This window comes from Micromonospora sp. NPDC000663, assembly GCF_042898105.1.
GTDB lineage: Bacteria > Actinomycetota > Actinomycetes > Mycobacteriales > Micromonosporaceae > Micromonospora.
Genome location: NZ_JBIAYR010000001.1, coordinates 1,047,981 through 1,074,007 on the forward strand (window position 1 = coordinate 1,047,981; position 26,027 = coordinate 1,074,007).

Below are 26,027 nucleotides of genomic sequence, written 5' to 3' on the forward strand. Positions count from 1 at the left end.
GGTCAGCCCGCGCTTGCGGTGGCCAGTTTGAGGCTGAAGGCCAGGAAGAGGGCCGCCACGGCGGTGGTGCCGCTGACCGCCAGGCGGCGGCGTTGGCGGAACTGGGCGGCCAGGAACGTGCCCGCGAAGATCAATGCGGTCAGGTAGATCGCGCTCGTCACCTGCGCGATCAGACCGAGCAGCAGGAACGACAGCGCCGGCCAGGCGTAGCCGGGGTCGACGAACTGGATGAAGAACGAGATGAAGAACAGGATCGCCTTCGGGTTCAGCAGGCTGATCACCAACGCCTTGCGGAACGGGCTGCGCATCTCCGCCGGCTCCGCGGCGTCGATGAGCCGCGGCGCGGTCGGGTCGTTGCGGTCGCGCCAGCGCCGCCAGGCGCCGCGCAGCATCGTCACCCCGACATAACCGAGGTACGCGGCACCGGCGTACTTGATCACCAGGAACACCGGAGGGTACGCCTTGAGCAGCGACGCCACCCCGGCGGCGGAGAGGAACATCAGCACCCAGTCGCCGACGAACACCCCGCCCGCGGCCCGGTAGCCGGCCCCCACACCCCGTTTGGCGGCGGTGGAGAGCACGAAGAGCGAGTTCGGCCCGGGCAGCAGGATGATGGCCACTGTGCCCAGCACGTACGTCCAGATGTCGGTGATCCCCAGCACGCCCGCCATCATCACGCCGCCGGTGCCGTCCGTCGAAGTCTTTCCCGCAGCCTGAGCTGTGCGTTCGGCCACTCGTCGACGGTCATCGCGTACTGCACGGTGTCCCGCCAGGAGCCGTCCGCGCGCTGCCGGTGCATCCGCAGCACGCCTTCCCGGGTCGCGCCGAGCCGTTCGATCGCCGCCTGCGAGCGGTCGTTGCGGATGTCGGTGTGCCAGGCGACCCGTACCGCTCCCAGCTCGTCGAAGGCCCGGCCGAGCAGCAGCAGCTTCGCCTCGGTGTTGATGCCGGTACGCCACCAGGGCCGGCCGAGGAAGGTGTGCCCGATCGCCACCGACCGCCGTTCCGGGTCGATCTCGTAGTAGGACGTGGTGCCGACCACCGCCCCGGTGTTCGCGCAACGCTGCACCCAGGGCACTCGTTCGCCGCGGTGCTGGGCGTCCAGGGCGGCGGCGATCACCTCGGCGGTGCCGGCCGGCGTGGTGGGCCGCCGGACGCCCAGGTGCCGCCACACCTCGTCGTCGGCGGTGGCGGCGTGCAGGTCGTCGGTGTGCGCCAGGTCCAGCGGCTCCAGCAGGACGTGCTCGCCGCGCAGCGGCGCCGGCTCGTGCCACGGTGTGCGGACGGTCCGCAGGTACGCCGGCAGCGGCGCGGTGACCCCGGCGTCCGGCTCCGGCCGCCCGGCGGTCAACCGCAGCGGCAGCACGCCGGCCCAGTGCGGCAGGCGCAGGTCGGCGTCGTCCTCGCGGACACCGCCGGTGCGGGACCTGACGGACACCTCGCGCAGCGGCAACGCGAGCACCGCTGTCTCGGCCAGCTCGCGCCGGCTCGGTGGGCGGGTGTCGGTGCTGCGTCCCGCGCCCACCTTCTCGACGAGCGCGGTGAGCATGGCGCTCTTCTCCCGCTCGTCGGTGACGAGGCGGGCGGTGCCGTGCGCGACGACGGAGCGGTAGTTGGCGCTGTGGTGGAACTGGGAGCGGGCGTAGACCAGCGCGTCGAGCACCGTCACCGCGACGCAGACCGGGAGCCCGTCGTCGCCCCGCGCGGCGAGCAGTGGACGGCTGCCGGTGGAGCCGTGCAGGTAGAGCGTGTCGCCGACGCGGACGTGCAGGGTGGGCAGCACCCGTGGCTGGCCGTCGACGGTGAACCCGAGCGCGCAGTGGTACGCCTCGTCGAGCACGGCGTGCGCCGCTTCGCGGTCGTAGCTCATCCGGTCCCGGGAGCGGTGGGGGATGGTGCGGGCGGTGGGTGGGTACATCGCGCGCCCTTTCGTACTAGTACAATCTGTCATTTGTGTCAGCACGATATCAGTTCACCGGATCCACGGCCGTCGCGATTTCGGCAAGCATCGAGTCGGGCATCCGTACCGACGCCCTGCCGCCCGGCACCACGCTGCCGCCGGTGCGGGCCCTCGCCACCGAGCTGGGCGTCAGCCCCGCCACCGTCGCCCGCGCCTACCAGGAGCTGCGCCAGCGCGGCCTGCTCGCCACCGCCGGCCGGCACGGCACCCGGGTGCGTCCCCGCCCTCCGGTGGCTGCCCGCCGGTCCGCGCTGCGCCCGCCCCCGCTGCCCGGGGCCCGCGACCTGTCTCTGGGTGAACCGGACCCGCGGCTGCTGCCCCCGCTCGGCCCGCACCTGGCGGCACTCGCCGCCGACGCGGGCGCGCCGGTCGGCTACTCCCACGCCGGGGTGCTGCCCGAGCTGGCCGAGGCGGCCCGCGCCCGACTGGCCGCCGACGGCGTACCCACCGGTGAACTGACGGTCACCGGTGGTGCGCTCGACGGCATCGAGCGGCTGCTCGGCGCCCACCTGCGCCCCGGCGACGCGGTAGCGGTGGAGGACCCGGGCTGGGCCAACCTGCTCGACCTGGTGGCCGCGCTGGGGCTGCGCCCGATTGGCGTACCGCTCGACGACGAGGGGCCGCTGGTGGCCGGGGTGGCGTCCGCGCTCGCCGCCGGCGCGCGGGCGCTTGTGGTCACCAGTCGGGCGCAGAACCCGACCGGCGCTACCGTGTCCGCCGCCCGTGCCGAGGAACTGCGGGCACTGCTCGCCGACCGGCCCGACCTGCTGCTGATCGAGGACGACCACGCCGCCGAACTGGCCGGCGTACCGCTGCATCCCCTGGCCGGCGCGACGCGGAGCTGGGCCTTCCTGCGCTCGGTGAGCAAGCCGTACGGTCCGGACCTGCGGCTGGCCGTCCTGGTCGGTGACGAGACCACTGTGGCCCGGGTGGCCGGCCGGACGCGGGTCGGCGCCGGCTGGGTCTCCACCGTGCTGCAACGGCTGGTCCTCGCCCTGTGGCGGGACCCGGCGGTCGCCGACCTGGTGCGACGGGCGGGGGAGAGCTACGACCGGCGGCGTGAGAGGCTGCTGGCGGCGTTGGCGGAGCACGGCCTGACCGCCCACGGCCGCAGTGGCATAAACGTCTGGCTGCCGGTGGCGGACGAGACCAGCGCGGTGACCGCGCTGCGCGACGCCGGCTGGTCGGTGGCCCCCGGCGCGCTCTACCGGATCGCCGCGCCGCCCGCCGTCCGCATCACCATCAGCGCTCTGACCAGCACCGACCTGCCCGTCCTGGCCGCCGCGCTGGCCGACGCGACCCACCCGGCCCCACCACCCGGCTTCGCCGCCTGACCCCCGTCACCGGCGCGATTCGAACCGATCGGGACGGGTATGCCGCCGCCCGGAGGTGTGGGGACATGGCAAATGGTGGGGCTCGTAAGGGGATCTGGATCGCGGTGGCTGCGGTGATCATCATCATCGTCATCGTGGTGATCGCGGTGGCGTCCGGTGGAGACGGAGGCGGCAACGGGTACTGACCCGGATCCGGCAGTGGACCCGAAACGGGTATATAACAGTCGGCATGGCCGAGCAGACCGCCCCGGGCGCCCAACGGTTCATCCCGCCGGACGCGGAGACCATCGACGAGCTGCGCGCCGCGGCCGGTGGCTGTCGGGGGTGTGAGCTGTACCGGGACGCCTCGCAGACGGTCTTCGGCAGGGGTGACGAGAGCGCCCGGGTCGTGCTGGTCGGTGAGCAGCCCGGCGACATGGAGGATCAGAAGGGTCTGCCGTTCGTCGGCCCCGCCGGACGGCTGCTGCGCCGCGCGGTCGACGACGCCAAGCTGGACCCGACGCAGCTCTACCTGACCAACGCCGTGAAGCACTTCCGCTTCGAGCTGCGCGGCAAGCGGCGGATCCACCAGACCCCGGACCAGGTGCACATCACGGCGTGCCGGCCCTGGCTGGTGGCCGAGTTCGCCCGACTGCGCCCGGACGTCGTGGTGGTACTCGGCGCCACCGCCGCCAAGGCGCTGCTCGGCCCGTCCTTCCGGGTCACCCGGCAGCGGGGCGAACTGCTGCCCTGGCCCGAGTCGGCCCAGCATCCCGAGGACTTCCGGCGGGTGCCGGTGGACAACGCCGGCGAGGTGGCCGACGCGCCCCCGACCCGGCTGCTGGCCACCATCCACCCGTCGGCCGTGCTACGCGCCGACGACCAGGACAAGGCGTACGAGGGGCTGGTCGCCGACCTCACCGTCGCCGCCCGCGCGCTCGCCGGGCAGCGGCGGCGTTCGCCGTGAGCCGCTGAACGTCGCCGGGACCTGCTGGTCACGAGGTGCCGCCCACGCACCGACCAGTCGCGCACGCGGGCAGCGGGCGGCGGAACGGGTGCGCGAGGATGGGTCATCCCCCATCCTGAGGAGCGCACGATGGCCACCAACCTGACCGCGCCGCAGATCACCGTCCGGGCCGACGTCGCGCCGATCCAGCGGCGCACCATGCGACTGCTCTTCGGCACCCAGATCATCGGTGGCATCGGCGTCACCATCGGCATCTCTGTCGGCGCGCTGCTCGCCGCCCGGGTCGCCGGCACCGCGATGGCAGGCGTCGCGCAGAGCGCCGGGGTGGTCGGCGCGGCGCTGCTGGCCGTCCCGGTCACCCGGATCATGGCCCGGCACGGCCGCCGGCCCGGCCTGGTGCTGGCGTACGCACTGGGCGCCGTCGGTGGCCTCCTGGTGGTGCTGGCGGCGGCAGGCCGCTCGGTGCCGCTGCTCTTCCTCGGCATGCTGCTCTTCGGCGGGGGCACGGCCGCCAACCTCCAGGCCCGCTACACGGCTGTGGATCTCGCCGAGCCCGCCCGTCGTGGCCGGCAGCTCTCCCTGATCGTCTGGGCCACCACCATCGGCGCGGTGGCCGCGCCGAACTTCGCCGCGCTGGCCGACCGGGCCACCACCGGCTGGGGGCTGCCGCCGCTGGCCGGCCCGTTCGCGTTCAGCGCGGCCGCGTTCGTGCTGGCCGCCGCCGTACTCCTCGGGTTGCTCCGGCCCGACCCGCTGCTCACCGCGCGCCGGCTCGCGGCGGCCGACGCGCCCGTGCCGCCGGCCGCCGCGCATGTCGGCGTGCGCGCGCCGCGCGGCGCCGGGATGCGGCTGGCCTGGTCGGTGGTACGCGGGCGGCCCGCCGCCCGCCTCGGCATCGCCGCGGTGGCGGTGGGGCACCTGGTGATGGTGGCGGTGATGTCGATGACCCCGGTCCGGCTCGGTGAGTCGCACGCCGACGCCGACGTGCTGCGGCTGGTCGGCATCGTGTTGAGTCTGCACATCGCCGGCATGTACGCGTTCTCCCCGGTGGTGGGCTGGCTCACCGACCGGCTCGGCCGGCGGGCGGTGATCCTCGGCGGCGTCGGGACGCTGCTGGCCGCCTGCGCGGTGGCCGGCACCGCCGGGCACCACACGCCCCGGCTCTCGGTCGGCCTGGTCCTGCTCGGGCTGGGCTGGTCGGGGACCATGGTGGCCGGCTCGACGCTGCTCTCCGAGTCGGTGCCGGCCGGTGTGCGGCCGAGCGTGCAGGGTTTCTCGGACCTGGTCATGGGGCTGGCGGGGGCCGGCGCCGCGGTGCTCAGCGGGTTTGTCATGCAGATCGCCGGTTATCCGGTGCTCGCCCTGCTCGCGGCGGTCGCGACAGTGCCCCTGGTGGCGCTAGCGTTGCGCCCGGTGCCGACCGGGGCACCGGACGAGGAGGGCTGATCACGTGCGCTTGACCGACTTCTGGGCGCGGTTGGAGGAGGCGTTCGGGCCGGGGTACGCGGCCAGTATCGCCCGCGACCAGGTCCTGTCCCAGCTCGGTGGGCAGACCGTCGAGCAGGCGCTGGCGTCGGGTGAGCAGACCCACGTGGTCTGGCGGGCGGTGTGCGCCGCGTACCCCGACCGGGTGCCCGCGCGACTACGCTGAGCAGCCTTTTCGTCGCTTCCGCGTGTCGCTTGCCGAGTCGTACACCTGTTCGGCTATTGTCCACAGCTGGGTGCTCGTCCACAGCTCGCGGCCCGTCGGCTGGTTTTCTGTCGGACCCAGCGCCTAGCGTGTCCGCGTGACGCGAAGCTCAGCAAAGACGCCGGCGAAGGCAGGGGTGGCAACCATGGCAGCAGGGCCTGACCGGGAGAAGGCACTCGACCTTGCTCTCGCTCAGATCGACAAGCAATTCGGCAAGGGCTCGGTGATGCGGCTGGGGGAGCGGCCGGTCATCCAGACCGCCGTGATCCCGACCGGCTCCATCGCGCTCGACGTGGCGCTCGGCGTGGGTGGCCTGCCACGGGGCCGGGTGGTCGAGGTCTACGGTCCCGAGTCCAGCGGTAAGACCACTGTGGCTCTGCACGCGGTGGCCAACGCCCAGCGGGCCGGTGGCATCGCGGCCTTCATCGACGCCGAGCACGCGCTCGACCCGGAGTACGCCAAGGCCCTCGGTGTCGACACCGACGCGATGCTGGTCTCCCAGCCGGACACCGGCGAGCAGGCGCTGGAGATCGCGGACATGCTGATCCGCTCCGGCGCCCTGGACATCATCGTGATCGACTCGGTGGCGGCCCTGGTGCCGCGCGCCGAGATCGAGGGTGAGATGGGCGACAGCCACGTGGGTCTCCAGGCCCGGCTGATGAGCCAGGCGCTGCGGAAGATCACCGGTGTGCTCAGCAACACCGGCACCACGGCGATCTTCATCAACCAGCTGCGGGAAAAGATCGGCGTGATGTTCGGCAGCCCGGAGACCACGACCGGTGGTCGGGCTCTGAAGTTCTACGCCTCGGTCCGGCTCGACGTGCGACGCATCGAGAGCCTCAAGGACGGCACCGACGTGGTCGGTAACCGCACCCGGGTCAAGGTCGTGAAGAACAAGGTGGCCGCGCCGTTCAAGCAGGCCGAGTTCGACATCATGTACGGCAAGGGCATCTCGCGTGAGGGCTCGCTGATCGACGTCGGCGTGGAGCAGGCGATCATCCGCAAGTCCGGAGCGTGGTACACGTACGACGGCGACCAGCTGGGCCAGGGCAAGGAGAAGGCCCGGGAGTTCCTGAAGGAAAACCCGGACGTGGCCGCCGAGATCGAGAAGAAGATCCTGGAGAAGCTCGGCGTCGGGGTCGGCGCGAGCGACGCCGCCGGTGGCCCCGAGCTGCCGCCTGTCGACTTCTGACCGGCCGCTCACCGATGGCAGGACGACGTGCCCGTACGGGGCGGGGCTGGGATGCCAGCCCACCCCGTACGGGCGACGCCGCCGATCCGCCGCGCCCCCGCCGGGGTCGCCGTGACCGCTCCGACGAGGGTGAGGCCGCCGCGCCTGCGGCACCGCCGCGCGACGAGTCGGAGGTGGCCCGCGAGATCTGTCTGCGCCAGCTCGCCGTCCGACCACGTACCCGCGCCGAGCTGGCCGGTGCGCTGGCCAAGAAGGGCATCTCCGAGCAGGTCTCGGCCGAGGTGCTCGACAGGTACGACGAGGTCGGCATCATCGACGACGCGGCGTTCGCCCGCGCCTGGGTGTCCAGCCGGCACTCCGGGCGTGGTCTGGCCCGCCGCGCCCTCGCCAACGAGTTGCGCCGCAAGGGCGTCGACGGCGAGGTGGCCACCGAGGCGCTCGGCGAGTTGGACGAGGAGACCGAGGCGGAGACCGCCCGTGCGCTGGTGGACCGCAAGCTGCGTACCGCCCGGGGTGAGCCCGACGCGGTCTTCCGTCGGCTGGTGGGCATGCTGGCCCGCAAGGGTTATCCGCCCGGCGTGGCGATCCGGGCGGTGAAGGACGCGCTGGCGGCGCAGAGCGCCGAGGCGGCCGAGTTCGCCGAGCAGATCGACGCGGACGCGCTCGCCGACGCCGAAGGCGACCTGGACCGCGACAACCGCCCGACCGAGTGAGTGATCCGGGGCGTCCGCCGGAGGTGTGCACCGGATGTTGAAGGCCTGCCTGAACGGCCAGCGCAGCCGAGCTGCCCATCAGGCCGTGCCGGTCACCCCGGCGGAGCTGGCCGCCGACGCCGCCCGGTGCGCGGCGCTCGGCGTCACGGCGGTGCACGTCCATCCCCGCGACGCGTCGGGCGTCGAGTCGCTGCGTCCGGGGGTGATCGCCGACGCGCTCACCGCGATCCGTACCGCCCGGCCGGGCCTGCCGGTCGGGGTGAGCACCGGCGCCTGGATGGAACCGGATGCGGCCGCCCGGGTGGCCGCCGTCCGGGCCTGGTCGGTGCTTCCCGACTTCGCCTCCGTCAACGCGCACGAGCCCGGCGCCGAGGCGGTCGCCGTGGCCCTGCACGACCGCGGCGTGCTCGTCGAGGTGGGGCTCTGGACGCTCGACGCGGTCGAGGCGTACCAGGGCTGGCGGGTCCCGGTCGGTCGGATTCTCGTGGAGTGCATGGCGGAGGAGGTGTCCGTCGCGTTGGCGGACGCGGCGCGGATCCTCGCCGCCCTGCCGCAGGAGGGTCCACCGGTGCTGCTGCACGCCGAAGGTCCGGCCACCTGGGCGGTGCTCGCCGAGGCAGTCGATCGCGGCCTGCACACCCGGATCGGCCTGGAGGACACTCTCCTGCTGCCCGACGGGGCACCGGCTCCGGACAACGCCGCGCTGGTGACCGCTGCGCTGGCGGCCGGGGCCCGCTGACCGCCGGCGTCCCTGACGGCCGCGCTCCAAGATCGGCGACCGGGGTCCGACGAGGAGCCTGGCGCGTGTGAAGGGGTCGTTGGCGTCACACGTCGGCTCCCTGCGAGACTCCACTGCGGCGCTGAACAGGCACGACATCCCTACCGAAGCCGCCGCCTCGCCGTGTTTGTCCCCCCGTGTCCGACCCGGTATCAGCGTGGAGTGACGCCACAACTTCGCTCCGTTCGGGGGGTTTGATCATGAGTCCTTGACCTGAGCACCCCCGGCGACCTAGCCTCGCCATACAGGCTCACATTGCCCGACCAGCGCAGGCTAAGCGCACAACATAGATCGCGTAACAGAACAGCATCACTTTGGCCGACTCCACGGCCTTTGGCGGCAGTCCGGACAGGCCGGTCCGGTACTCCGCGACAACTGCACCCGGTCGCCGACGATGCCCGAGGGCACCGCCGGCGGAGAGAGCTACCCACGGCCAGCCGCTCCGGTCGGGCGTCCACAGCCGCAGGAGTGTGCCCGCCGGGCACGGTCGCTGCGGTCGGCGAACGTTTCAGGGGAGGCGGCCATGGCGGGGCGGCGGCACAGGTTCACCGGTAGACCCCACGGGGTTCCGGCATGAACGCCTTCGACGTCGTGCTCCTCGCGGCAGTCCTCATCCTCGCGGCGGTGGTGATCGGGGCCGTTCTCGTCGGCGTCCGGACGCTGCGCCGGATGGGTTCGGCACCGGCTCCCGAGGATCCGGCGTTCATCGCCGAGAAGGACCGGCAGGAGCAGTCCCTGGCCGCCCTGCGCAACGCGGCCGACCAGGCGAACAGCACCATCGACGTGGCGAAGTCCGCGGCGGCCGCGGCGCGTGCCGAGGCGGCGGCGGCGAAGGCCGAGGCGAAGGCCGCCCGGGCCGAGGCCCGGCGGGTGCTCGACGACGCCCGCGCCGAGGCGGACACGGTGCTGGAACGCGCGCACAAGCAGGCCGAGGCGGACGCCGAGCAGCTCCGCGCCACGGCCCGGCGCAGCGGCGAGCGGGAGGTCGCGGTGCTCGCCGCCACCACCCGGGAGCAGGCGGCCGAGGTGGAGCGGCGTGCCGCCCGGATGGACGAGCGGGAACGGCTGCACACCGAGGAGGTGGAGCGTTTCGCCGAACGGGAGCGGCAGCTCACCGAGGCGCGGGCCGCACTCGCCGCCCGGGAGTCCGCGCTCGCCCAGCGCGAGGCCGAGCTGGCCGAGGTGGAGGAGTTGCGCCGCCGGGAGCTGGAACGGGTCGCCGGCCTCACCGCCGACGCGGCCCGGCTGGAGCTGGTCGAGGCGATCGAGACGCAGGCCAAGCGGGAGGCCGCGCTCCTGGTGCGCGACATCGAGGCCGACGCGCGGGGCACCGCCGAGCAGAGGGCCCGGCACATCGTGGTGGACGCGATCCAGCGGGTCGCCAGCGAGCAGACCGCCGAGAGTGTGGTCAGCGTCCTGCACCTGCCCGGTGACGAGATGAAGGGCCGGATCATCGGCCGGGAGGGGCGCAACATCCGCGCCTTCGAGTCGGTGACCGGGGTCAACCTGATCATCGACGACACCCCCGAGGCGGTGCTGCTCTCCTGCTTCGACCCGGTCCGCCGGGAGGTCGGCCGGCTCACCCTGGAGAAGCTGGTGCTGGACGGGCGGATCCACCCGCACCGCATCGAGGAGGTCTACGACCTGGCCCGCCAGGAGGTCGAGCAGCTCTGCCTGCGCGCCGCCGAGGACGCCCTGGTCGAGGTCGGCATCACCGAGATCCACCCGGAGCTGATCACCCTGCTGGGCCGGCTGCGCTACCGCACGTCGTACGGGCAGAACGTGCTCAAACACCTGGTCGAGACCGCGCACATCGCCGGCATCATGGCCGCCGAGCTGCGGTTGGACGTGCCGATCATCAAGCGGTCGGCGTTCCTGCACGACATCGGCAAGGCACTCACCCACGAGGTGGAGGGCAGCCACGCCATCATCGGCGCCGACCTGGCCCGCAAGTACGGCGAGCACGAGGACGTGGTGCACGCCATCGAGGCGCACCACAACGAGGTGCCGCCGCAGACCATCGAGGCCGTGCTCACCCAGGCGTCCGACGCCTGCTCCGGCGGCCGACCGGGCGCGCGGCGCGAGAGCCTGGAGGCGTACGTCAAGCGGCTGGAGCGGATCGAGGAGATCGCGGCCGGCAAGCTCGGCGTGGACAAGGTCTTCGCCATGCAGGCCGGCCGGGAGATCCGGGTGATGGTCAAGCCCGACGACGTGGACGACATCGGGGCGGCCGTGCTGGCCCGCGACGTGGCCAAGCAGATCGAGGAGGAGCTGACCTACCCGGGTCAGATCCGGGTGACGGTGGTTCGCGAGTCCCGGGTAACCGAGATCGCCCGCTGACCCACGAACAGACGACGGGCGGGTGGCCTGGCCACCCGCCCGTCGCTCATTCCGGTCAGATCATCCGCGCGGCGTCCTCGCCGGCGTCCTGGGCGGGCAGCACCTTCGCGGCGGTGCGCGGGGTGCGCCCCATCCGCTTCTGCAACCACCAGGCCAGCACCGACAGCGCGCCGCAGATGGCGATGTAGATCGCCGCCACGATCAAATACGTCGGCACGTACGGCAGCCCGAACGGCAACCGTCCGCCGATCTGCTTACCCACGAAGAGCAGCTCGGGGTACGTGATGATGAAGCCCAGCGCGGTGTCCTTGAGCAGCACGACGAGCTGGCTGACGATCGCCGGGAGCATCGACCGCACGGCCTGCGGCAGCAGGATCAGCCGCAGCACCTGGTTCTTGCGCATGCCTATCGCGTACGCGCCCTCGGTCTGCCCGTACGGCACCGCGTTGATGCCGGCCCGGAAGATCTCCGCGAGCACCGAGCCGTTGTAGAGCATCAGCCCGATGACAAGCGCCCAGAGCTTGTCGATCGACCAGCCGTACTGCAACGGCACGTAGTAGCCGAAGAAGATCAGGATCAGCAGGGGGATGGCCCGGAACAGCTCGACCACGAATGTCGCAGGGGTCCGCAGGATCCACTTGTCGCTCAGTCGGGCGCTGGCGAACACCGCGCCGAACAGCAGCGCGAGAACCGCGGCGATGCCGGCGGCCTTCAGTGTCGCCCACAGGCCGCCGAGCAGTTCGCGTTGCACCGAGGCGTACTGGAACTGCTCCCACTTGCGGGCCTCGAACTGCCCGGTGTCGGCGAACTTGTAGCCGATGTAGGCGAGCAGGGCGATGATGCCGGCAGTGGAGACGACGCCCAGGATCGCGTTGCGCCGCTTGGCGCGGGGACCGGGCAGGTCGTAGAGGATCGACGCCTGGCTCAACTCAGCCACCCTTCGTTCGCGGCCGTGCGGCTCGCCAGCTCGCTCATCGGGCCACTCTCCACTTGCGCTCCAGGAACCGCTGCAACGCCACCAGCGGCAGGATGAGGATCAGGAAGCCGATGGTGATCCAGAGCAGGACGGCGAACTGCGGCTCGCCCCGCTCTGCCATGTACGCGGGGATCGCGCCGGCCTCCAGCACCGAGAAGCCGGCGGCGATAGTGGTGTTCTTCAGCATCGCGATGAACACACTCATCATCGGCGGGACCATCGCCCGCAGCGCCTGCGGCAGCACGATGAGCGTGAGCACCTGGCCGAAGGTCATGCCCAGCGCGCGGGCCGCCTCCGCCTGCCCGGCGGCGACGGTGTTGACGCCGGAGCGGATCACCTCGCACACGAACGCCGAGGTGTAGACGGTGAGCGCGATGGCGGCGCTGGCGAAGTAGTCGATGTTGACGTCGAGCTTCGGCACCGCGAACACGAGGAACGCGAAGACCAACGTCAGGGGGGTGTTGCGCACCAGGTTGACGTACGTGGCGCCGAACGCCCGCAGCGCCGGCACGGGGGAAACCCGCATCGCGCCGAGCAGCGTGCCGAGGACGAGGCTGCCGACCGCGGCGATCAGGAAAAGTTTGACGGTGTTGGTGAACCCGTCAACGAACAGCTGCCCGTTGTCCGTCAGTACGCGGAAGAACTCGCCCATGCCTCGCTCTCAGTCCTCTGCACGGGCGCCGGACGGGGACGAACCCCGCCCGGCGCCGCAACTCGTGTCGAGCCGGTCGGTCAGTACCGCTCGAGGGTGGGCGGGGTGCCCGCCGAGCCGGACAGGCCGAGCGTGCCGTCGTAGATCTTCTGCCAGGTGCCGTTGGTGAACGACGCCTCGATCTGGTTGTTGACGTAGTCGCGCAGCGCCTTGTCGTCCTTGGGCAGGCCGATGCCGTACTTCTCGGTGCTGAACGGCTGGCCGACCACCTTGAGCTCAGTCGGGCTCTGCGCCGCGTAGCCCTTGAGGATCGCGTCGTCGGTGGTGACGGCGTCGACCTTCTTGTCGAGCAGCTGCGAGACGCACTCCGAGTAGGTCTTGAACTCGACGATGTTGTCCGGCTCGGTCAGGCCCTCGTCGCGGACCTTCTGGATCGGCGTCGAGCCGGTGGCCGAGCACACCTTCTTGCCCTTGAGGGTGTCCTTGCCGGTGATCGACGACTCGTCCTTGCGGACCAGCAGGTCCTGGCCGGCGACGAAGTACGGGCCGGCGAAGGAGATGTCGTTCTTGCGCTTGTCGGTGATCGAGTAGGTGCCGACGTAGTAGTCGACCTCACCACCCTTGATCGCGGTCTCCCGGTTGGCCGACGCGATCTCCTTGTACTCGATCTTCGCCGGGTCGATGCCGAGCGTGCTGGCAACGTACTGGGCGATCTCGATGTCGAAGCCGCACCGCTTGCCCTGGGCGTCCTTGTAGCCGAGGTTCGGCTGGTCGAACTTGACCCCGACGGAGACCTTGCCGGCCGTCTTGATCTTCTCGAAGGTCGGGCTGCCGGCGATGGCCGCGTCCGTCTTCGGGGTGAAGGTCGCGCCGGAGCTCTTGCAGGTGTCGGACTGGGCGGCACCGGAGGCGCTGCCGCCCGCGCTCGGGGTCGGCTCACCCTCCTTGCCACAGGCCGCGGCCGACAGGGCGAGGGACGCCATCATGGCGACCGCCGCCACGCGCTTCATACGCATACTCTTCTCCTTCTTCGACGAGCCCGCCGGTGGTCGGCGCGCTCCACTACGGACGCCTAGTGCGTGAGGATTTTGGAGAGGAAGTCCTTCGCCCGGTCGCTGCGCGGGTTCTCGAAGAACTCCGCCGGGGAGGCGTCCTCGACGAGCTTGCCGTCGGCCATGAAGATGACCCGGTTGGCGGCGTGCCGGGCGAAGCCCATCTCGTGGGTGACCACGACCATCGTCATGCCGTCGCGGGCCAGCGCGGTCATCACGTCCAGCACCTCGCCGACCATCTCCGGGTCCAGGGCGCTCGTGGGCTCGTCGAAGAGCATGGCCTTGGGCTGCATGGCAAGCGCGCGGGCGATGGCCGCCCGCTGCTGCTGGCCGCCGGAGAGCTGGGCGGGGAACTTGTCCGCCTGGTTGGCGATGCCGACCCGGTCGAGCAGGGCCAGGCCGCGCTCGCGGGCGGCGGCCGGCTTCTCCCTGCGGACCTTCACTGGCCCGAGGGTGACGTTCTCCAGGATCGTCTTGTGCGCGAAGAGGTTGAAGGACTGGAACACCATGCCCACCTCGCTGCGCAGCTTCGCGAGCGGCTTGCCCTCGGCCGGCAGTGGCTGCCCGTCGAAGGTGATGGTGCCGGAGTTGATCGGTTCCAGTCGGTTGATGGCGCGGCACAGCGTCGACTTGCCGGAGCCGGACGGGCCGATCACCACGACCACCTCGCCCCGACCCACCGACAGTGAGACGTCGTCCAGCACGTGCAGCGGCCCGAACCACTTGTTGACCGCGTCCAGCACGATGAGCGGTTCGCCCGTCGTCACGTCGTTCACCGTCCCTGTCGTCTCCCGGAGCGGGGTCGGTTGACCCCCGGTGCGGCCACTGTAGGCGGCGTGATGTGGCAGAACGCAACCCAGCGGGTCACGGAGCGGTAACACCGGTCACGATCGTTGTCGGTCGTCCGATTCCGCACACCGTGCGACGCGCAACGGTGGCGGGACGCCACTGTTGCCGAGATCATGGGGGGATGACCGAACCGGTACGGCTGACCGCGTACGCCCGTGGTGGCGGGTGCGCCTGCAAGATCCCACCGGGTGAGTTGGAGATCATGGTGGCGGGTCTCGGCCCGGCGACCGGGACGGCCGAGCTGCTGGTCGGGTTGGATCACGGCGACGACGCGGCGGTGGTGCGCCTGGACGAGCGGACCGGCATCGTCAGCACCGCCGACTTCTTCACCCCGGTGGTCGATGACGCGTACGACTGGGGCCGGATCGCCGCGGCCAACGCGCTCTCCGACGTGTACGCGATGGGCGGTACCCCGCTGGTGGCGCTCAACCTGCTCTGCTGGCCGCGTGACGTCCTGCCGCTGGAGCTGGCCCGCGAGGTGCTGCGCGGCGGTCAGGACGTGGCCCGGGAGGCCGGTTGCCACCTGGCCGGCGGGCACAGCGTGGACGACGAGGGTCCCAAGTACGGGCTGGCGGTGACCGGCACCGTCCGCCCGGAGGAACTGATCACTCTCGACGCCGGCCGGGCCGGGCTGCCGCTGTCGTTGACGAAGCCGCTCGGCGTGGGCGTGCTGAACACCAGGCACAAGAACACCGGGGAGAGCTTCCCGGAGGCGGTCGCCACGATGAGCGCGCTCAACCGGGACGCCGCCCGCGCGGCGGTCGCCGCCGGCATCAGGTGCGGCACCGACGTGACCGGGTTCGGTCTGCTCGGGCACGCGTCGAAGCTGGCCCGGGCCAGCCAGCTCACGGTGGCCATCGACACCGCACGGGTGCCCTATCTGGCGGGCGCGCGGGAGGCGCTGCGCGACGGGTACGTCAGCGGCGGCAGCCGGCGCAACCTGGACTGGGTGACCCCGTGGACCGACTTCGGTGCGGCGGACGAGGCCGAGCGGTTGCTGCTGGCCGACGCCCAGACCTCGGGTGGCCTGCTGGTCGCGGGTGAGGTGCCTGGCGCTCCCGTGGTGGGCGAGCTGCTGCCCCGCGGCGAGCACCTCGTCGTCCTGCGCTGACCCACCGGCGCACGGGCGTCGGACACGCGGTGGCGGTGGTGGGGATCGCACACCGTACCCGATAAACTGTCACCTTCTAGCTACTCCGAGCAATGCGGCTCAGGGAAATTTTGCCCGGAATGGTCACAGACCGGTAACTTGCCCCCGGCTGGGGTCAAATGCCCCCCACCATCGTCAGTAAGGCCCGATCCGGAGGCCGGTGGGACGAACGCAGCGAGGAGGCGGAATGACCGAGCTGTGGAACTGGAGAATCGACCGGGTACGACCCGTTGAGGTCTACCCGGCGCTGGCCGAGGCGCTCGGTCGGGTGGTGATGCCGCTGGCGGCGGCAGATCCGGCCCGGCTGCCGGCGTACGCGGTCGTCTGTGACGTCTGGCAGGCGCCTGGCGAGTTCTCGACGGTGGTGGACTGCTACGGGGTGCCCGAGCGGCTCCCCGAGCACGCCAGCATCGCCGCGCTGGCCCGGCTGCTGGGCCGCAACTGTCTACTGCGCGACGACACGCTGGACGCCACGCGGCACCTGCTCGTCGTCCCGGACGGGACGGTCCGCCCGGTGCACTTCGACGTACGGGACACCGACGACGGCGAGGTGCTCAGCCGGCAACGGCTCTGCACGCTCGGCGACCCCGGCTGTCGGGGCTGGTCGCAGTGTCACCGTTCGCGATGGGCACCGGACACCGTCGCGCCGGCGCTCGCCGCGGCCTGACCCACACCGGTCAGGCCCCGGCCGACGCCTCGCCGACGGTCAGCCGCGGCCCTGGGCGGCGGCCGGCCGGTCCGCGGCGCCTGCCCCGGCACCCCGGACCACGAGTTGGTCGAGCAGGGTGCGGGTGGCCTCCGCCACGGCGGCCACTGCGGCGTCGAAGGCGGCGGCGTTGTGCGCGGCGGGCGCCCGGAAGCCAGAGATCTTCCGGACGTACTGCAACGCCGCCGCCTCGATGTCGGTGTCCGTCACCTGCGGGGTGAACGGCTCACGCAGCGTCTTGATGCTCCGGCACATGGGCGTTTCTCCTCGTCTCGTGCGCTACTTGACCAACGATGACATCGTTGGGGCTGTTGCCTATTCTGGTGGCGCGTCAGGGCCCTCGGGCCGTCCATCACACCTCCCGTGGGGTTCCCACGGGACCCGGAGACTCACTGTGGACCAGAAGCCCGCACCGCCCGCCGGTCGGAGTCCCGACCCGATCGCGTCGATCCTGAGGACTCGGCTCGACCAGGTCGCGACCGAGCACCCCGAGACGGTCGACGTGCTCCTGCGCCGCGTCCTCCCCCCGATCACCGGTCCGGCGGAGACGGTCGTACCCGTCACCGCCTTCAATTCGGCCATCTGACCCTATGACGGCTCGGCGATCCGTGCCGGCCCCGCCGGGCGCCCCGATCAGCCAGTACGTCCTGAAGGTGCACAGCCGTTGCGACCTGAGTTGCGACCACTGCTACGTCTACGAGCACGCCGACCAGACCTGGCGGGGTCGCCCGCGCGAGATGGCGGCGCGGACGCTCGACGCCGCCGCGGCCCGGGTCGCCGAGCACGCAAGCGCACACGACCTGCCTGTCGTGCACGTCGTGTTGCACGGCGGCGAGCCGTTGCTGCTCGGTCCGGCACGGATGCGGCGGATCCTCAGCGGGCTGCGGACGGCGATCGAGCCGACAGCAGTGCTCGACCTGCGGATGCAGACCAACGGGGTCCTGCTCGACCCCACCTTCTGCGACATCTTCGTCGAGTACGACGTCAAGGTGGGGATCTCCCTGGACGGTGACCGTGTCGCCAACGACAGGCACCGCCGCTTCGCCAACGGCGCCAGCAGTCATGATCCGGTCCGGCGGGCGCTGGCCCTGCTCCGGAGCCCCGGGTACCGCGACAGCTACGCCGGGATCCTCTGCACCGTGGACGTGGCAAACGACCCTGATGCGGTCTACGACGCCCTGCTCGCCGAGGAGCCACCCCGGATCGACCTGCTGCTGCCGCACCACACCTGGGATCACCCGCCGGTCCGACCGGGCGGTGCCCCGACCCCGTACGCCGACTGGTTGGGCCGGATCCACAGGCGGTGGGTGGACGACGGACGGCAGGTGTCGATCCGTTTGTTCGACGCGTTGGATCCGCGCGGGACGTCCGCGGGCACGGAGGCCGTCGGCCTCGGGCCGGCGGACCTGGTGGTGGTCGAGACCGACGGCACCTGGGAACAGGCGGACTCGCTGAAGGTGGCGTACGACGGCGCTGCCGGGACCGGCCTGAACGTCTTCGACCACACGGTGGACGAGGCTGCGCGGCATCCCGGTGTGGCGATCCGGCAGAGCGGGCTGGCGGGGCTGTCGGCGATCTGCCGGTCCTGCCCGGTGGTCGCCCGCTGTGGTGGCGGCCTGTACGCGCACCGCTACCGGTCCGGCGCCGGCTTCGACAATCCGTCCGTCTACTGCACCGACCTCCGGGCGCTGATCTCGATCATCGACCGGCACGCCACCGGGACCGCCCCCGTCGCGGTGCCCCGACAGCCGGGGGCTATCCCCGCCGAGCGGCAGCCGATGCCGTCCCATGCTGTCGTCTCGACCGACGCGGAGCGGACGCTTGACGACATCGCGGGCGGTCACGGGTCCCCGGAGTCGATCACGTTCCTGGTGGACTCCCAACTGGCCATCGTCCGCGCGCTGCTGGCAGCCAGCCGGGAGACGGCGGCACCCGACTCCGGATGGGACCTCCTCGTCAACCTGGACGCGACAGTGCCGGACACGGTCCGGGCCGTGCTCCGGCATCCGTTCGTCCGCCCCCGGCTGATCCGGCGGCTCCAGGCGGCCGCCCGAGCGGCGCCGCGTACACCCGAACCGGATCCGGCGGCCGCGCTGGCGGCGGCGGTCGCCGTCCGGGCGGGAGTCGCCGCCGAGCTGCGTGTTCCCGTCGTGGGCGGCCAGGTGTTCCTGCCCACGCTCGGCGTCTTCCAGCTGCCGGTCGCAGGCGTCGACGCCGCTCTGCTCACCGTTCGCCCCGGCGGCTTCCGGCTGGTCGCCGCGGGCGATCCGCACGACGTCAGGCTCGACGAGCCGAGCACCTGGCCGGCGGGCTGGTGGCCCACCCGACCCGGCCCTCTCGCGGACCACGACCTGAGGATCGAGGACCTCGATCCGGCGCGGGACTGCTACGGGGATCGGGTACGGGAACGCCTGGCCGAGGGGCCTGCGGCCGAGCTGGGCCGTACGGTGGCCACGGCCTGGCAGCTCGCCGAGCGGGACGTTCCCCGGCACGCCGAGGCGATGCGCGTGGGCATGCGAGCGGTCGTCCCACTGGACACCCCGCCCACGGGCGCGCTGCGCAGTGCCACCGCCCGCGCCGCGTTCGGCGCCGTGGCGGTGGGGCCGATCGCCGACCCGGAGACCCTCGCCGTGCTGCTCGTGCACGAGTGGCAGCACTCCAAGCTCGGTGCGGCGCTGGACCTGTACGACCTTGTCGAACCGGGGTCGCCGGCCCGGCTGCGGGTGGCCTGGCGTCCCGATCCGCGCCCCCTGGAGGGGGTGCTCCAGGGGGCGTACGCCCACCTGGCGGTTGCCGAGGTCTGGCATGCCCGCGCGGTCGCCGACCGACCTGCCGATCCGCTGGCCGCCACCCACGCCCGCCGCTACCGCACCTGGACGGGCCAGGCGCTCGACGCGCTGGCGGCCAGCGGGTCGTTGACCGGTACCGGGGACCGCTTCGTCGAGGGAATGCGACGCGCGCTGGGGGAGCTGGTGTGACCGATCCGGCGGCGCTCCCGTTCGACGTCGGCACTCTCGCCGCCCACCTGCGGGCCTCGGGCGTCGCCGCCGGGCAGGACGTGCTGGTGCACTCCTCACTACGCCGGGTCGGTCCCCTTGCGAAGGGGGCGGAGACGCTTGTCGAGGCGCTCAGCGCGGTGCTCGGTCCGGACGGCACGGTTGTCGTACCGACGCACAATGCGGGCAACTCGACGACCTCGCGTACCTGGCACGAGGCGACCCGGGGGATGAGCGCCCACGAGCGGCTCCGGTACGAGGCGTGCATGCCGGGCTGGGACCGCGAGCGCACCGCCGCGCAGGGTGTCGGCGCGTTCGCCGAGTACGTACGGCTCCTGCCCGGCGCCGTCCGAAGTGACCATCCGCAGACCTCGTTCGCGGCCGTCGGACGCCGCGCGGCGTTCCTGACCGCCGACCATGCCCTGGACTCCCACCTGGGGCCGCGGTCCCCGATTGGTCGGATGTACGACACCGGCGGGTACGTTCTGCTCCTCGGCGTCGGCTACGACGCGTGCAGTGCCCTGCACCTGGCCGAGTACCACCTGTCGAACGTCCCGGTCCAGGCCTACCGCTGTTACCGTCAGGCCGGCGAGCGGCGGCTCCGCTGCGACTTCGTCGCACCGGAGTTGGATGACGGCGACTTCGGCGCCCTCGGCGCGAGCCTGGACGACGAGCCGTTCGTGCGTCGCGGCGTGGTGGGGCAGGCGGCAACCCGGCTGTTGCCGATACCTCCCACAGTGGACTTCGCCGTAAAGTGGTTCGCGGGCAACCGGATCAGTCCGCGACATTGACGTACGCCTTACGCTGAGATCTCGGTCGCTTTCCGGACGGCGGAGGAACGACGGTGAGCGAAGCGGTAACGATCGCGGATACGCGAACCCCGCTGTTCTTCGTGAGCTATTCGCGGCCGACGGTCCGCCGGGCCGGTAACAATCCCCAGGAGTACGTCTCCCGGTTCTTCGACGACCTCTCCACGCACGTCAGTGAGCTGGTCGGACTGCCGACCGGTGTCGACCCCGGCTTCATGGACAGCACGCTCTCCGGTGGTGAGCGATGGACCCCGGAACTGCTGCACGCCGCCGGCACCTGCCAGGTTTTCATCCCTCTGGTGTCCAGTTCCTTCATCAGCAGCCCGTGGTGCGCGATGGAGTGGCACGCCTTCGCGCGTCGCCGGATCGAACCACGCGGTCCGGGGGCCTCCGTGCACGAGACGGCAATCGTTCCCGTCAACTGGTCGCCGACCGCCGAGGCGTCACTGCCGCCGAGCATCCGTGCCATCCAACGGTTTTCGCCGACCGCGATACCTGACGACAACACCGTCGCGCGCCAGTATGAGCAGGAGGGGGTCTACGGATTGCTGACCATGCAATTGGAGCAGGCGTACCGCGCGGTCGTGTGGCGTCTCGCCCAGCGGGTGGTGGCGATCCATCGGGCCTACCGCGTCCACCCGTTGGTGCCCAAGGGAGTCGACGAGTTGCACACGCTCTTCGGCGAGGAGGCAGCCGTATGATGCCGCGCACCGCCGCCGGGGCGGCGCCGACGCGTGAGACCTACTTCTTCCTGAGCTACGCGCATTCCGCGCCTGTGCAGAGCGCCCGCACCGACACCGACGTCTGGGTCGGACGCTTCTTCGCGGATCTGTCGGGTGAGGTGGCTCGGCTCGCGTCACCACGGCCGGGCGTGGAGATCGGCTTCATCGACCAGTACATTCCGCCCGGCGCCGACATGAAGGCGGCCTTGGCGGGTGCCCTCGGCGCGGCCCAGGTGTTCGTGCCTCTCTACTCGCCCGGCTACTTCAACAGGCCGTGGGCACTCGGCGAACAGGAGTCCTTTCTCGCCCGGCTGGACGCAGCTGCGGACGCCGGGTCGGTGCCAGCCGTCGTGCCGTCGCAACACGTGGTGCCGGTCCTCTGGATCCCGGTCCCCAGTTGGGAGGACCATCCCGAACTGGACGCGGCACTGGACCTGGGACGGGACGTCCCCGCGTACGCCGAGAACGGCATGCGTGCGCTCTGCATGCTCGGGGCATATCGGAGGCAGTACCAGCTCCTGCTCGGGCGGTTGGCGTGGCGGATCGTGGAGCCCACCCGTCGGTTCTGGCTGCGGCCGTCCCGGGCACCCGCCCTGGACGAGGTCTCGTGGCAGGCCTCGGCCGACCCGGCGTTCGTGGTGGCGGTGCTGGCGCCCACCAGGGACCAGCTGCCGGAGGGACGGCAGGCGTCGTCGTACGCCGACCGCAGCCTGCTGTGGCGACCATTCGGGGCACGGCAGGAACTCCCGTTGGCCGAGTACGTGGCGAGCACCGCCGAGCGACTCGGGCTGCCGGTGCGCACCACCGACTTCGCCGACGCCGAGGATCTGCTGGAGATCCGTCCGGGTGTGGTCCTGATCGACCCGTGGATCACCGAGCGGCCCGAGGGCCTGGCGGCCCTGCGGGCGGCGGCACGGGCGCTTCCGCCATGGGCGGTTCCGCTCCTGGTGACCGACGCCGACGATCCGCGCGACGCGCACCGCGGCGCCGACCTGGCACGGCTGGCGCTGGGCGTCCTCCAGGATTCCGGTGCGACCCGGGCCCGGTGGGTCGGCCGGATGGACGAGCTCGCCGGACTGATGCCGACCCTGGTGACCGAGGCCCGACGGCTGTACCTGAAGCACGGCGCGGTGTTCCCGGCATCGGTGCCCAACACCCGGCCACCAAGCCTGCGCACACCGGTCTCGCCACCGATCGAAGCCCCGGAGATGCCCGATGAGCACTGAACGCGACGGTCAGATAGTCACCTTCTACTCGTTCAAGGGCGGAACGGGCCGGACGATGGCGCTGGCCAACGTCGCGTGGATCCTGGCTGCCAACGGCAAGCGGGTGCTGGTCACCGACTGGGACCTGGAGTCGCCCGGCCTGCACCGCTTCTTCCACCCGTTCCTGGATGTGGCGGCGATCGGCGGCACCGGCGGGGTCATCGACCTCATCCACGACTACGAGTCCGAGACGATGCGCGACGCGGAACGGCCGCAGGGCTGGGTCGAGCAGTACGCCCGGGTCAACAGGTACGCGTTCTCGCTGGGGTGGCAGTTCCCGGGCGGCGGCGGGTTGGACTTCCTCTCCGCCGGTCGGCAGAACAGCGACTACGCCGTCTCGGTCAGCGGTCTGGACTGGGACACCTTCTACCACCGCCTGGGCGGCGAACGGTTCCTCGAGGCACTGCGCGCGGACATGAAGCGCGAGTACGACTACACCTTGATCGACAGCCGGACCGGCCTCAGCGACGTCGCCGACATCTGCACCCTGCATCTGCCGGACGTCCTGGTCGACTGTTTCACTCTCAGCGACCAGGGCATCGAGGGTGCCGCGCAGGTCGCCCGAGCCGTCGCCGACCACTATCCGCGCCGCGACATCCGGATCCTGCCGGTCCCGATGCGTGTCGACCAGGCGGAGAAGGAGAAGGCCGACGCCGGACGGGCGCTCGCGATGCGCCGCTTCGCCGGTCTCCCCACAGGCATGACGGAGGTGGACCGTCGGCGCTACTGGGCGGCGGTCGAGGTGCCGTACCGGCCGTTCTACGCGTACGAGGAGACGCTTGCGACCTTCGGCGACGCCCCCGGTTCGCCCACCTCGCTGCTGGCGGCGTTCGAGACCCTGACAGCCGAGCTGACCGAGGGCGCCGTACGCGGGATGCCGCCGATGGACGAGTCGGTGCGCGAGCGGGAGAAGGCGCGCTTCCGGCGCCGCTACGAACTCCCCGACGACGACCTCATGCTCCGCTACGCCCCGGAGGACGCCGTCTGGGCGGAGTGGATCGAGCGGGTGCTCAGCTCCGCAGGTGTGCGGGTGGTCGACGGGACGCAGCCGGTCGAGCCCGGTACGCAACCACCTGCCCGTACGCTGACCATCCTCTCCTCCGCGTACGTGGCGCTGCCTCCCACCGCGCTTCCTCCGCGTGATCCGGCCGCCGGCACCACACCCCTCGCGGTCTACGTGAGCGACCTGCGGCCGCTCGCCGAGTTCGCGGTGGCCTCCTCCACCCACCTGGTCAACGTCAGCGCGGCGACTGCGGCGGAGCGCCTGCTCCGGCTGGTGGATCGCCCGCCCCCGTTGCGCACCGACGGCCCCGGTGACGCCGGTCTGCGCTTCCCGGCCGTCGAGCCGGCCGTGTTCGAAGCCCCGAACCGCAACGCGCGGTTCACCGGCCGGGAAGGTGAGCTGGCCATCCTGCGCCGGCACCTGACCGGCGGCGGGGCCGCCGCCGTGCCTGTCGCTCTCCAGGGCATGGGTGGCGTCGGCAAGACCGAACTCGCCCTGGAGTACGTGCACCGCTTCAAGTCCGCGTACGACGCGGTCTGGTGGATCACCGTCGCGGCGACGGACTCGGCCGACGTCGACGTTCAGAGGTCGCTGGCGGCCTTCGCCACCCGGCTCGGCCTCGGCGGTCACCCGGACCGGGCGGACGACGTGCACGCGGTCCTGGAGGCGCTCGGGCGGGGTGAACCCCGACGGTGGCTGCTGGTGTTCGACAACGCCGAGGAGGTCGACCCGGTCGAACGCTTCCTGCCGCGCGGAGGCGGACACGTCCTGCTCACCTCCCGCAACCCGGCCTGGGGGGACCGGGCCACCCCGATCCAGGTCGACGTCTTCGCCCGGGCGGAGAGCGTCGCCCACCTGCTGCGCCGGGTGCCCTCCCTGACCGACGAGGAGGCCGACCGGATCGCCGACGCCCTCGGGGACCTGGCGGTCGCGGTGGCCGCCGCCGGCGCGTACCTGGCGGACGCCGGCACCTCCGTCGACGCGTACCTGGAGCAGATCGAACGGCACGGCCCCAGCGCCCTGTCCGTGGAGGCCACCTGGGATCTCTCCCTGGCGCGGCTGCGTACCCATTCCCCGGCGGCGTACCGACTGTTGCAGCTCTGCTCCGTGCTGGCCTCGGAGATCGACCTGGATCTGCTGCACAGCGACGAGATGGCGCAGGCGTTGGCGCCGTTCGACCCGTCGGTGTCGGAGCGCCTCGTGCGGGGGGCCCTGGTCCAACGGATCAACAGGTCTGCCCTGCTCACCATGAACATGCCGAAGCGCCGGGTGCTGGTGCACCGGCTGCTCCAGGCGGTGGTCCGGGAGGGGATGACCCCGGACGAGGTCGCCGACACCCGGCACGAGGTGCACCTGGTGCTTGCCGCGTCCCGGCCGCGCGGCGACGCCGACGATCCGCAGACCTGGGACCGGTTCCGGACGCTCTGGCCCCACATCGAGGCGTCCGGGGCAGTGCGCTGCCACGACGAGTCGGCCCGGGAGCTGATGATCGACCGGGTGCGGTATCTCTGGCGCCAGGGTGAACTCGACCTGGCGAACACGTTCGCCGAGGAGGTCGACGCGGTGTGGTCGGCGCGCCTGAACCGCCTCTACGGCACCGACGAGCTGGCCAAGCTGCGCCGGCAGGTGCTGCACCTGCGCTTCAACCGGGCGAACGTGCTGCGGGCGCTCGCCCGCTACGACGACGCCCTCGCCCTGGACGAGCAGGTCCTCGACGAGCAGCGGGCGCTGCTGGGCGACCGGCACCCGCACACCCTGATGACCGCCGGCAGCCTGGGCGCCGACCTGCGAGCTCTCGGCCGGTACGCCAAGGCGATCGAACGGGACCGGGAAACCTACGACGCGTGGCGCGAGGAGTTCAGCGAGGAACATCCGCGCACACTCACCGCGGCCAACAACCTCGCGCACTCCTACCGCCTGGTTGGTGACTTCCGATCGGCCCGGGTGCGGGACGAGGCGGTGCTCCAGCTCCGCCGGGCGGTCCAGGGGGCGGAAAATCCGTACACCCTGCACTCGGCCGCGCAGTTGGCGCGGGACCTGCGTGAGGCCGGCGAGTACGACAAGTCGGTCGTACTGCTGCGCACCGTGCATCACCAGCTGGCCAGCCTCAAGGAGATCGGCAGCGAGGCGGGGGACACCCTGAACGCCCAGGTCAGCCTCGCTGTGTCGCTGCGCAGCGCGGGTCACCCGGCGGAGGCCGCCGGGCTGCTCGACGCGGCGTACCCGGTCCTCGAGGAGAAGTTCGGGCGAGCCAATCCGGAAACCCTGATCTGCCGTGCCGCCCTGGTGGCGAATCTGCTGGCGCTCGGCGAGACCGATCGCGCGGTGACCGAGGCCGAGCAGGTGGCGAGGATCTACGAGCAGTGGCTGGGCGTCCTGCACCCGCACACCGTGGGCGCCCTCAGCAACCTCGCCGCGGCGCAGCGGGCAGTGGGCCGGGTCACCCAGGCCCGCGAGACCGCCGATCGGGCCGCCGCCGCGCTGCGTGAGGTGCTCGGCCCGGACCACCCGCACACCCTCGCCGCGGAGGAGAACCTCGGCATCTGCCTCGCCGAGGAGGGCGACCGGGACGCCGCACTCGAACGCCTCCGCGCGACAGCCGACCGCTGGGTGGCCACCTCCGGTCCGCGCCACCCGGACGCCCTGCGCTGCCTGGCGAACCTGGCGCTCGTCCTGCGCGAGAGCGACGGCGATCGGCCCTCCGCGACAATCACCACGCCGGTGGTGGAGCTGGGCGAGGTGGTCGCGGCAGACCATCCGAGCGTACGGACGCTGCGGGAGGGGAGGTTCGTCGCCCGGATCATCGACCCCCACCCGTTCTGACACCCGGGCCCGCCCGCGCCCTGTCCCGGGTCAATGCCACTCTCCGTGCCCTGTCGGGCGGGCCGCTACCC

23 protein-coding genes are annotated in these 26,027 nt (G+C 71.9%); 16 read left to right on the forward strand and 7 right to left on the reverse strand.

Annotation, left to right across the window (positions count from 1 at the left end; translation table 11 throughout):
• Positions 1-2: 2 nt before the first annotated feature.
• Positions 3-674 (reverse strand): leucine efflux protein LeuE, encoded by a 672-nt coding sequence (gene leuE / locus ACFY1S_RS05015; protein ID WP_364370605.1) that lies wholly within the window; start codon positions 672-674, stop codon positions 3-5.
• Positions 674-1,918: a bifunctional pyridoxamine 5'-phosphate oxidase family protein/GNAT family N-acetyltransferase gene (locus ACFY1S_RS05020; RefSeq protein ID WP_387112968.1), complete on the reverse strand. Its 1,245-nt coding sequence runs from the start codon at positions 1,916-1,918 to the stop codon at positions 674-676. Before ACFY1S_RS05020 ends, leuE begins: the two co-directional genes overlap by 1 nt.
• 35 nt (positions 1,919-1,953) lie before the next feature.
• On the opposite strand from ACFY1S_RS05020, the gene ACFY1S_RS05025 reads away from it, so the two are divergent.
• The 8 genes from ACFY1S_RS05025 to rny all read left to right on the forward strand — a co-directional run bounded on the left by ACFY1S_RS05025 (position 1,954) and on the right by rny (position 10,953).
• Positions 1,954-3,294: an aminotransferase class I/II-fold pyridoxal phosphate-dependent enzyme gene (locus ACFY1S_RS05025; protein ID WP_387112970.1), complete on the forward strand. Its 1,341-nt coding sequence runs from the start codon at positions 1,954-1,956 to the stop codon at positions 3,292-3,294.
• Between the two features lie 229 nt (positions 3,295-3,523).
• The gene (locus ACFY1S_RS05030) at positions 3,524-4,240 is read left to right on the forward strand and encodes a UdgX family uracil-DNA binding protein (protein ID WP_387112972.1); all 717 of its coding nucleotides are present in this window, start codon (positions 3,524-3,526) and stop codon (positions 4,238-4,240) included.
• A 129-nt stretch (positions 4,241-4,369) separates the two neighbouring features.
• Positions 4,370-5,686: an MFS transporter gene (locus ACFY1S_RS05035; RefSeq protein WP_387112974.1), complete on the forward strand. Its 1,317-nt coding sequence runs from the start codon at positions 4,370-4,372 to the stop codon at positions 5,684-5,686.
• A 4-nt stretch (positions 5,687-5,690) separates the two neighbouring features.
• A complete protein-coding gene (locus ACFY1S_RS05040) occupies positions 5,691-5,891 on the forward strand; it encodes a DUF3046 domain-containing protein (RefSeq protein ID WP_387112976.1) in 201 nt (66 codons plus the stop codon).
• A gap of 184 nt (positions 5,892-6,075) precedes the next feature.
• On the forward strand, positions 6,076-7,122 hold the full coding sequence (gene recA, locus ACFY1S_RS05045; RefSeq protein WP_139583061.1) for a recombinase RecA: 1,047 nt from the start codon (positions 6,076-6,078) through the stop codon (positions 7,120-7,122).
• Positions 7,123-7,136: 14 nt separating this feature from the next.
• Positions 7,137-7,835, forward strand: a complete 699-nt coding sequence (locus ACFY1S_RS05050) for a regulatory protein RecX (protein ID WP_387112979.1) — start codon at positions 7,137-7,139, stop codon at positions 7,833-7,835.
• A gap of 34 nt (positions 7,836-7,869) precedes the next feature.
• The gene (locus ACFY1S_RS05055) at positions 7,870-8,574 is read left to right on the forward strand and encodes a 3-keto-5-aminohexanoate cleavage protein (protein ID WP_387112981.1); all 705 of its coding nucleotides are present in this window, start codon (positions 7,870-7,872) and stop codon (positions 8,572-8,574) included.
• A 612-nt stretch (positions 8,575-9,186) separates the two neighbouring features.
• Positions 9,187-10,953, forward strand: coding sequence for a ribonuclease Y (gene rny / locus ACFY1S_RS05060; protein ID WP_387112983.1), 1,767 nt, complete (start codon positions 9,187-9,189; stop codon positions 10,951-10,953).
• A 55-nt stretch (positions 10,954-11,008) separates the two neighbouring features.
• Here the strand turns inward: rny and ACFY1S_RS05065 are convergent, their stop codons facing one another.
• From ACFY1S_RS05065 to ACFY1S_RS05080, 4 genes are all read right to left on the reverse strand, one after another.
• Positions 11,009-11,881 (reverse strand): amino acid ABC transporter permease, encoded by an 873-nt coding sequence (locus ACFY1S_RS05065; RefSeq protein WP_387112985.1) that lies wholly within the window; start codon positions 11,879-11,881, stop codon positions 11,009-11,011.
• A gap of 43 nt (positions 11,882-11,924) precedes the next feature.
• Complete coding sequence (locus ACFY1S_RS05070) at positions 11,925-12,581, reverse strand: amino acid ABC transporter permease (RefSeq protein WP_354823526.1); 657 nt, start codon at positions 12,579-12,581, stop codon at positions 11,925-11,927.
• A gap of 80 nt (positions 12,582-12,661) precedes the next feature.
• A complete protein-coding gene (locus ACFY1S_RS05075) occupies positions 12,662-13,597 on the reverse strand; it encodes a glutamate ABC transporter substrate-binding protein (protein ID WP_387112987.1) in 936 nt (311 codons plus the stop codon).
• A gap of 56 nt (positions 13,598-13,653) precedes the next feature.
• On the reverse strand, positions 13,654-14,409 hold the full coding sequence (locus ACFY1S_RS05080) for an amino acid ABC transporter ATP-binding protein (RefSeq protein WP_364366493.1): 756 nt from the start codon (positions 14,407-14,409) through the stop codon (positions 13,654-13,656).
• A 194-nt stretch (positions 14,410-14,603) separates the two neighbouring features.
• Between ACFY1S_RS05080 and selD the strand changes: the two genes are divergently transcribed.
• Both selD and ACFY1S_RS05090 read left to right on the forward strand, forming a co-directional pair.
• Positions 14,604-15,593, forward strand: a complete 990-nt coding sequence (gene selD, locus ACFY1S_RS05085) for a selenide, water dikinase SelD (RefSeq protein ID WP_387112989.1) — start codon at positions 14,604-14,606, stop codon at positions 15,591-15,593.
• A gap of 226 nt (positions 15,594-15,819) precedes the next feature.
• The gene (locus ACFY1S_RS05090) at positions 15,820-16,299 is read left to right on the forward strand and encodes a hypothetical protein (RefSeq protein WP_139583071.1); all 480 of its coding nucleotides are present in this window, start codon (positions 15,820-15,822) and stop codon (positions 16,297-16,299) included.
• A gap of 39 nt (positions 16,300-16,338) precedes the next feature.
• Here the strand turns inward: ACFY1S_RS05090 and ACFY1S_RS05095 are convergent, their stop codons facing one another.
• Positions 16,339-16,593 carry a DUF2277 family protein gene (locus ACFY1S_RS05095; RefSeq protein WP_364366486.1) on the reverse strand — a complete coding sequence of 85 codons (255 nt, stop codon included), beginning with the start codon at positions 16,591-16,593 and terminating at the stop codon, positions 16,339-16,341.
• 139 nt (positions 16,594-16,732) lie between these two features.
• On the opposite strand from ACFY1S_RS05095, the gene ACFY1S_RS05100 reads away from it, so the two are divergent.
• The 6 genes from ACFY1S_RS05100 to fxsT are packed head-to-tail and all read left to right on the forward strand — an operon-like array spanning position 16,733 to position 25,956.
• The gene (locus tag ACFY1S_RS05100; RefSeq protein ID WP_139583073.1) at positions 16,733-16,924 is read left to right on the forward strand and encodes a hypothetical protein; all 192 of its coding nucleotides are present in this window, start codon (positions 16,733-16,735) and stop codon (positions 16,922-16,924) included.
• 4 nt (positions 16,925-16,928) lie between these two features.
• Positions 16,929-19,316 (forward strand): FxsB family cyclophane-forming radical SAM/SPASM peptide maturase, encoded by a 2,388-nt coding sequence (locus ACFY1S_RS05105; RefSeq protein ID WP_387112992.1) that lies wholly within the window; start codon positions 16,929-16,931, stop codon positions 19,314-19,316.
• Positions 19,313-20,125 (forward strand): aminoglycoside N(3)-acetyltransferase, encoded by an 813-nt coding sequence (locus ACFY1S_RS05110; RefSeq protein ID WP_387112994.1) that lies wholly within the window; start codon positions 19,313-19,315, stop codon positions 20,123-20,125. Before ACFY1S_RS05105 ends, ACFY1S_RS05110 begins: the two co-directional genes overlap by 4 nt.
• Positions 20,126-20,178: 53 nt before the next feature.
• Positions 20,179-20,844, forward strand: coding sequence for a TIR-like protein FxsC (locus tag ACFY1S_RS05115; protein WP_387112996.1), 666 nt, complete (start codon positions 20,179-20,181; stop codon positions 20,842-20,844).
• Positions 20,841-22,091, forward strand: a complete 1,251-nt coding sequence (locus tag ACFY1S_RS05120; protein WP_387112998.1) for a TIR-like protein FxsC — start codon at positions 20,841-20,843, stop codon at positions 22,089-22,091. The genes ACFY1S_RS05115 and ACFY1S_RS05120 overlap by 4 nt, the downstream gene beginning before the upstream one ends.
• Positions 22,081-25,956: an FxSxx-COOH system tetratricopeptide repeat protein gene (gene fxsT, locus ACFY1S_RS05125; RefSeq protein ID WP_387113000.1), complete on the forward strand. Its 3,876-nt coding sequence runs from the start codon at positions 22,081-22,083 to the stop codon at positions 25,954-25,956. The genes ACFY1S_RS05120 and fxsT overlap by 11 nt, the downstream gene beginning before the upstream one ends.
• The last annotated feature ends 71 nt before the right edge of the window (positions 25,957-26,027 follow it).

Bases quoted from the DNA above. Each gene is read 5' to 3' on its own strand.
- leuE (WP_364370605.1), bottom strand. From the start codon at position 674: ATGATGGCGGGCGTGCTGGGGATCACCGACATCTGGACGTACGTGCTG.
- ACFY1S_RS05020 (WP_387112968.1), bottom strand. From the start codon at position 1,918: ATGTACCCACCCACCGCCCGCACCATCCCCCACCGCTCCCGGGACCGG.
- ACFY1S_RS05030 (WP_387112972.1), top strand. From the start codon at position 3,524: ATGGCCGAGCAGACCGCCCCGGGCGCCCAACGGTTCATCCCGCCGGAC.
- ACFY1S_RS05035 (WP_387112974.1), top strand. From the start codon at position 4,370: ATGGCCACCAACCTGACCGCGCCGCAGATCACCGTCCGGGCCGACGTC.
- recA (WP_139583061.1), top strand. From the start codon at position 6,076: ATGGCAGCAGGGCCTGACCGGGAGAAGGCACTCGACCTTGCTCTCGCT.
- ACFY1S_RS05050 (WP_387112979.1), top strand. From the start codon at position 7,137: ATGGCAGGACGACGTGCCCGTACGGGGCGGGGCTGGGATGCCAGCCCA.
- ACFY1S_RS05055 (WP_387112981.1), top strand. From the start codon at position 7,870: ATGTTGAAGGCCTGCCTGAACGGCCAGCGCAGCCGAGCTGCCCATCAG.
- rny (WP_387112983.1), top strand. From the start codon at position 9,187: ATGAACGCCTTCGACGTCGTGCTCCTCGCGGCAGTCCTCATCCTCGCG.
- ACFY1S_RS05070 (WP_354823526.1), bottom strand. From the start codon at position 12,581: ATGGGCGAGTTCTTCCGCGTACTGACGGACAACGGGCAGCTGTTCGTT.
- ACFY1S_RS05075 (WP_387112987.1), bottom strand. From the start codon at position 13,597: ATGCGTATGAAGCGCGTGGCGGCGGTCGCCATGATGGCGTCCCTCGCC.
- selD (WP_387112989.1), top strand. From the start codon at position 14,604: ATGACCGAACCGGTACGGCTGACCGCGTACGCCCGTGGTGGCGGGTGC.
- ACFY1S_RS05090 (WP_139583071.1), top strand. From the start codon at position 15,820: ATGACCGAGCTGTGGAACTGGAGAATCGACCGGGTACGACCCGTTGAG.
- ACFY1S_RS05095 (WP_364366486.1), bottom strand. From the start codon at position 16,593: ATGTGCCGGAGCATCAAGACGCTGCGTGAGCCGTTCACCCCGCAGGTG.
- ACFY1S_RS05105 (WP_387112992.1), top strand. From the start codon at position 16,929: ATGACGGCTCGGCGATCCGTGCCGGCCCCGCCGGGCGCCCCGATCAGC.
- ACFY1S_RS05120 (WP_387112998.1), top strand. From the start codon at position 20,841: ATGATGCCGCGCACCGCCGCCGGGGCGGCGCCGACGCGTGAGACCTAC.
- fxsT (WP_387113000.1), top strand. From the start codon at position 22,081: ATGAGCACTGAACGCGACGGTCAGATAGTCACCTTCTACTCGTTCAAG.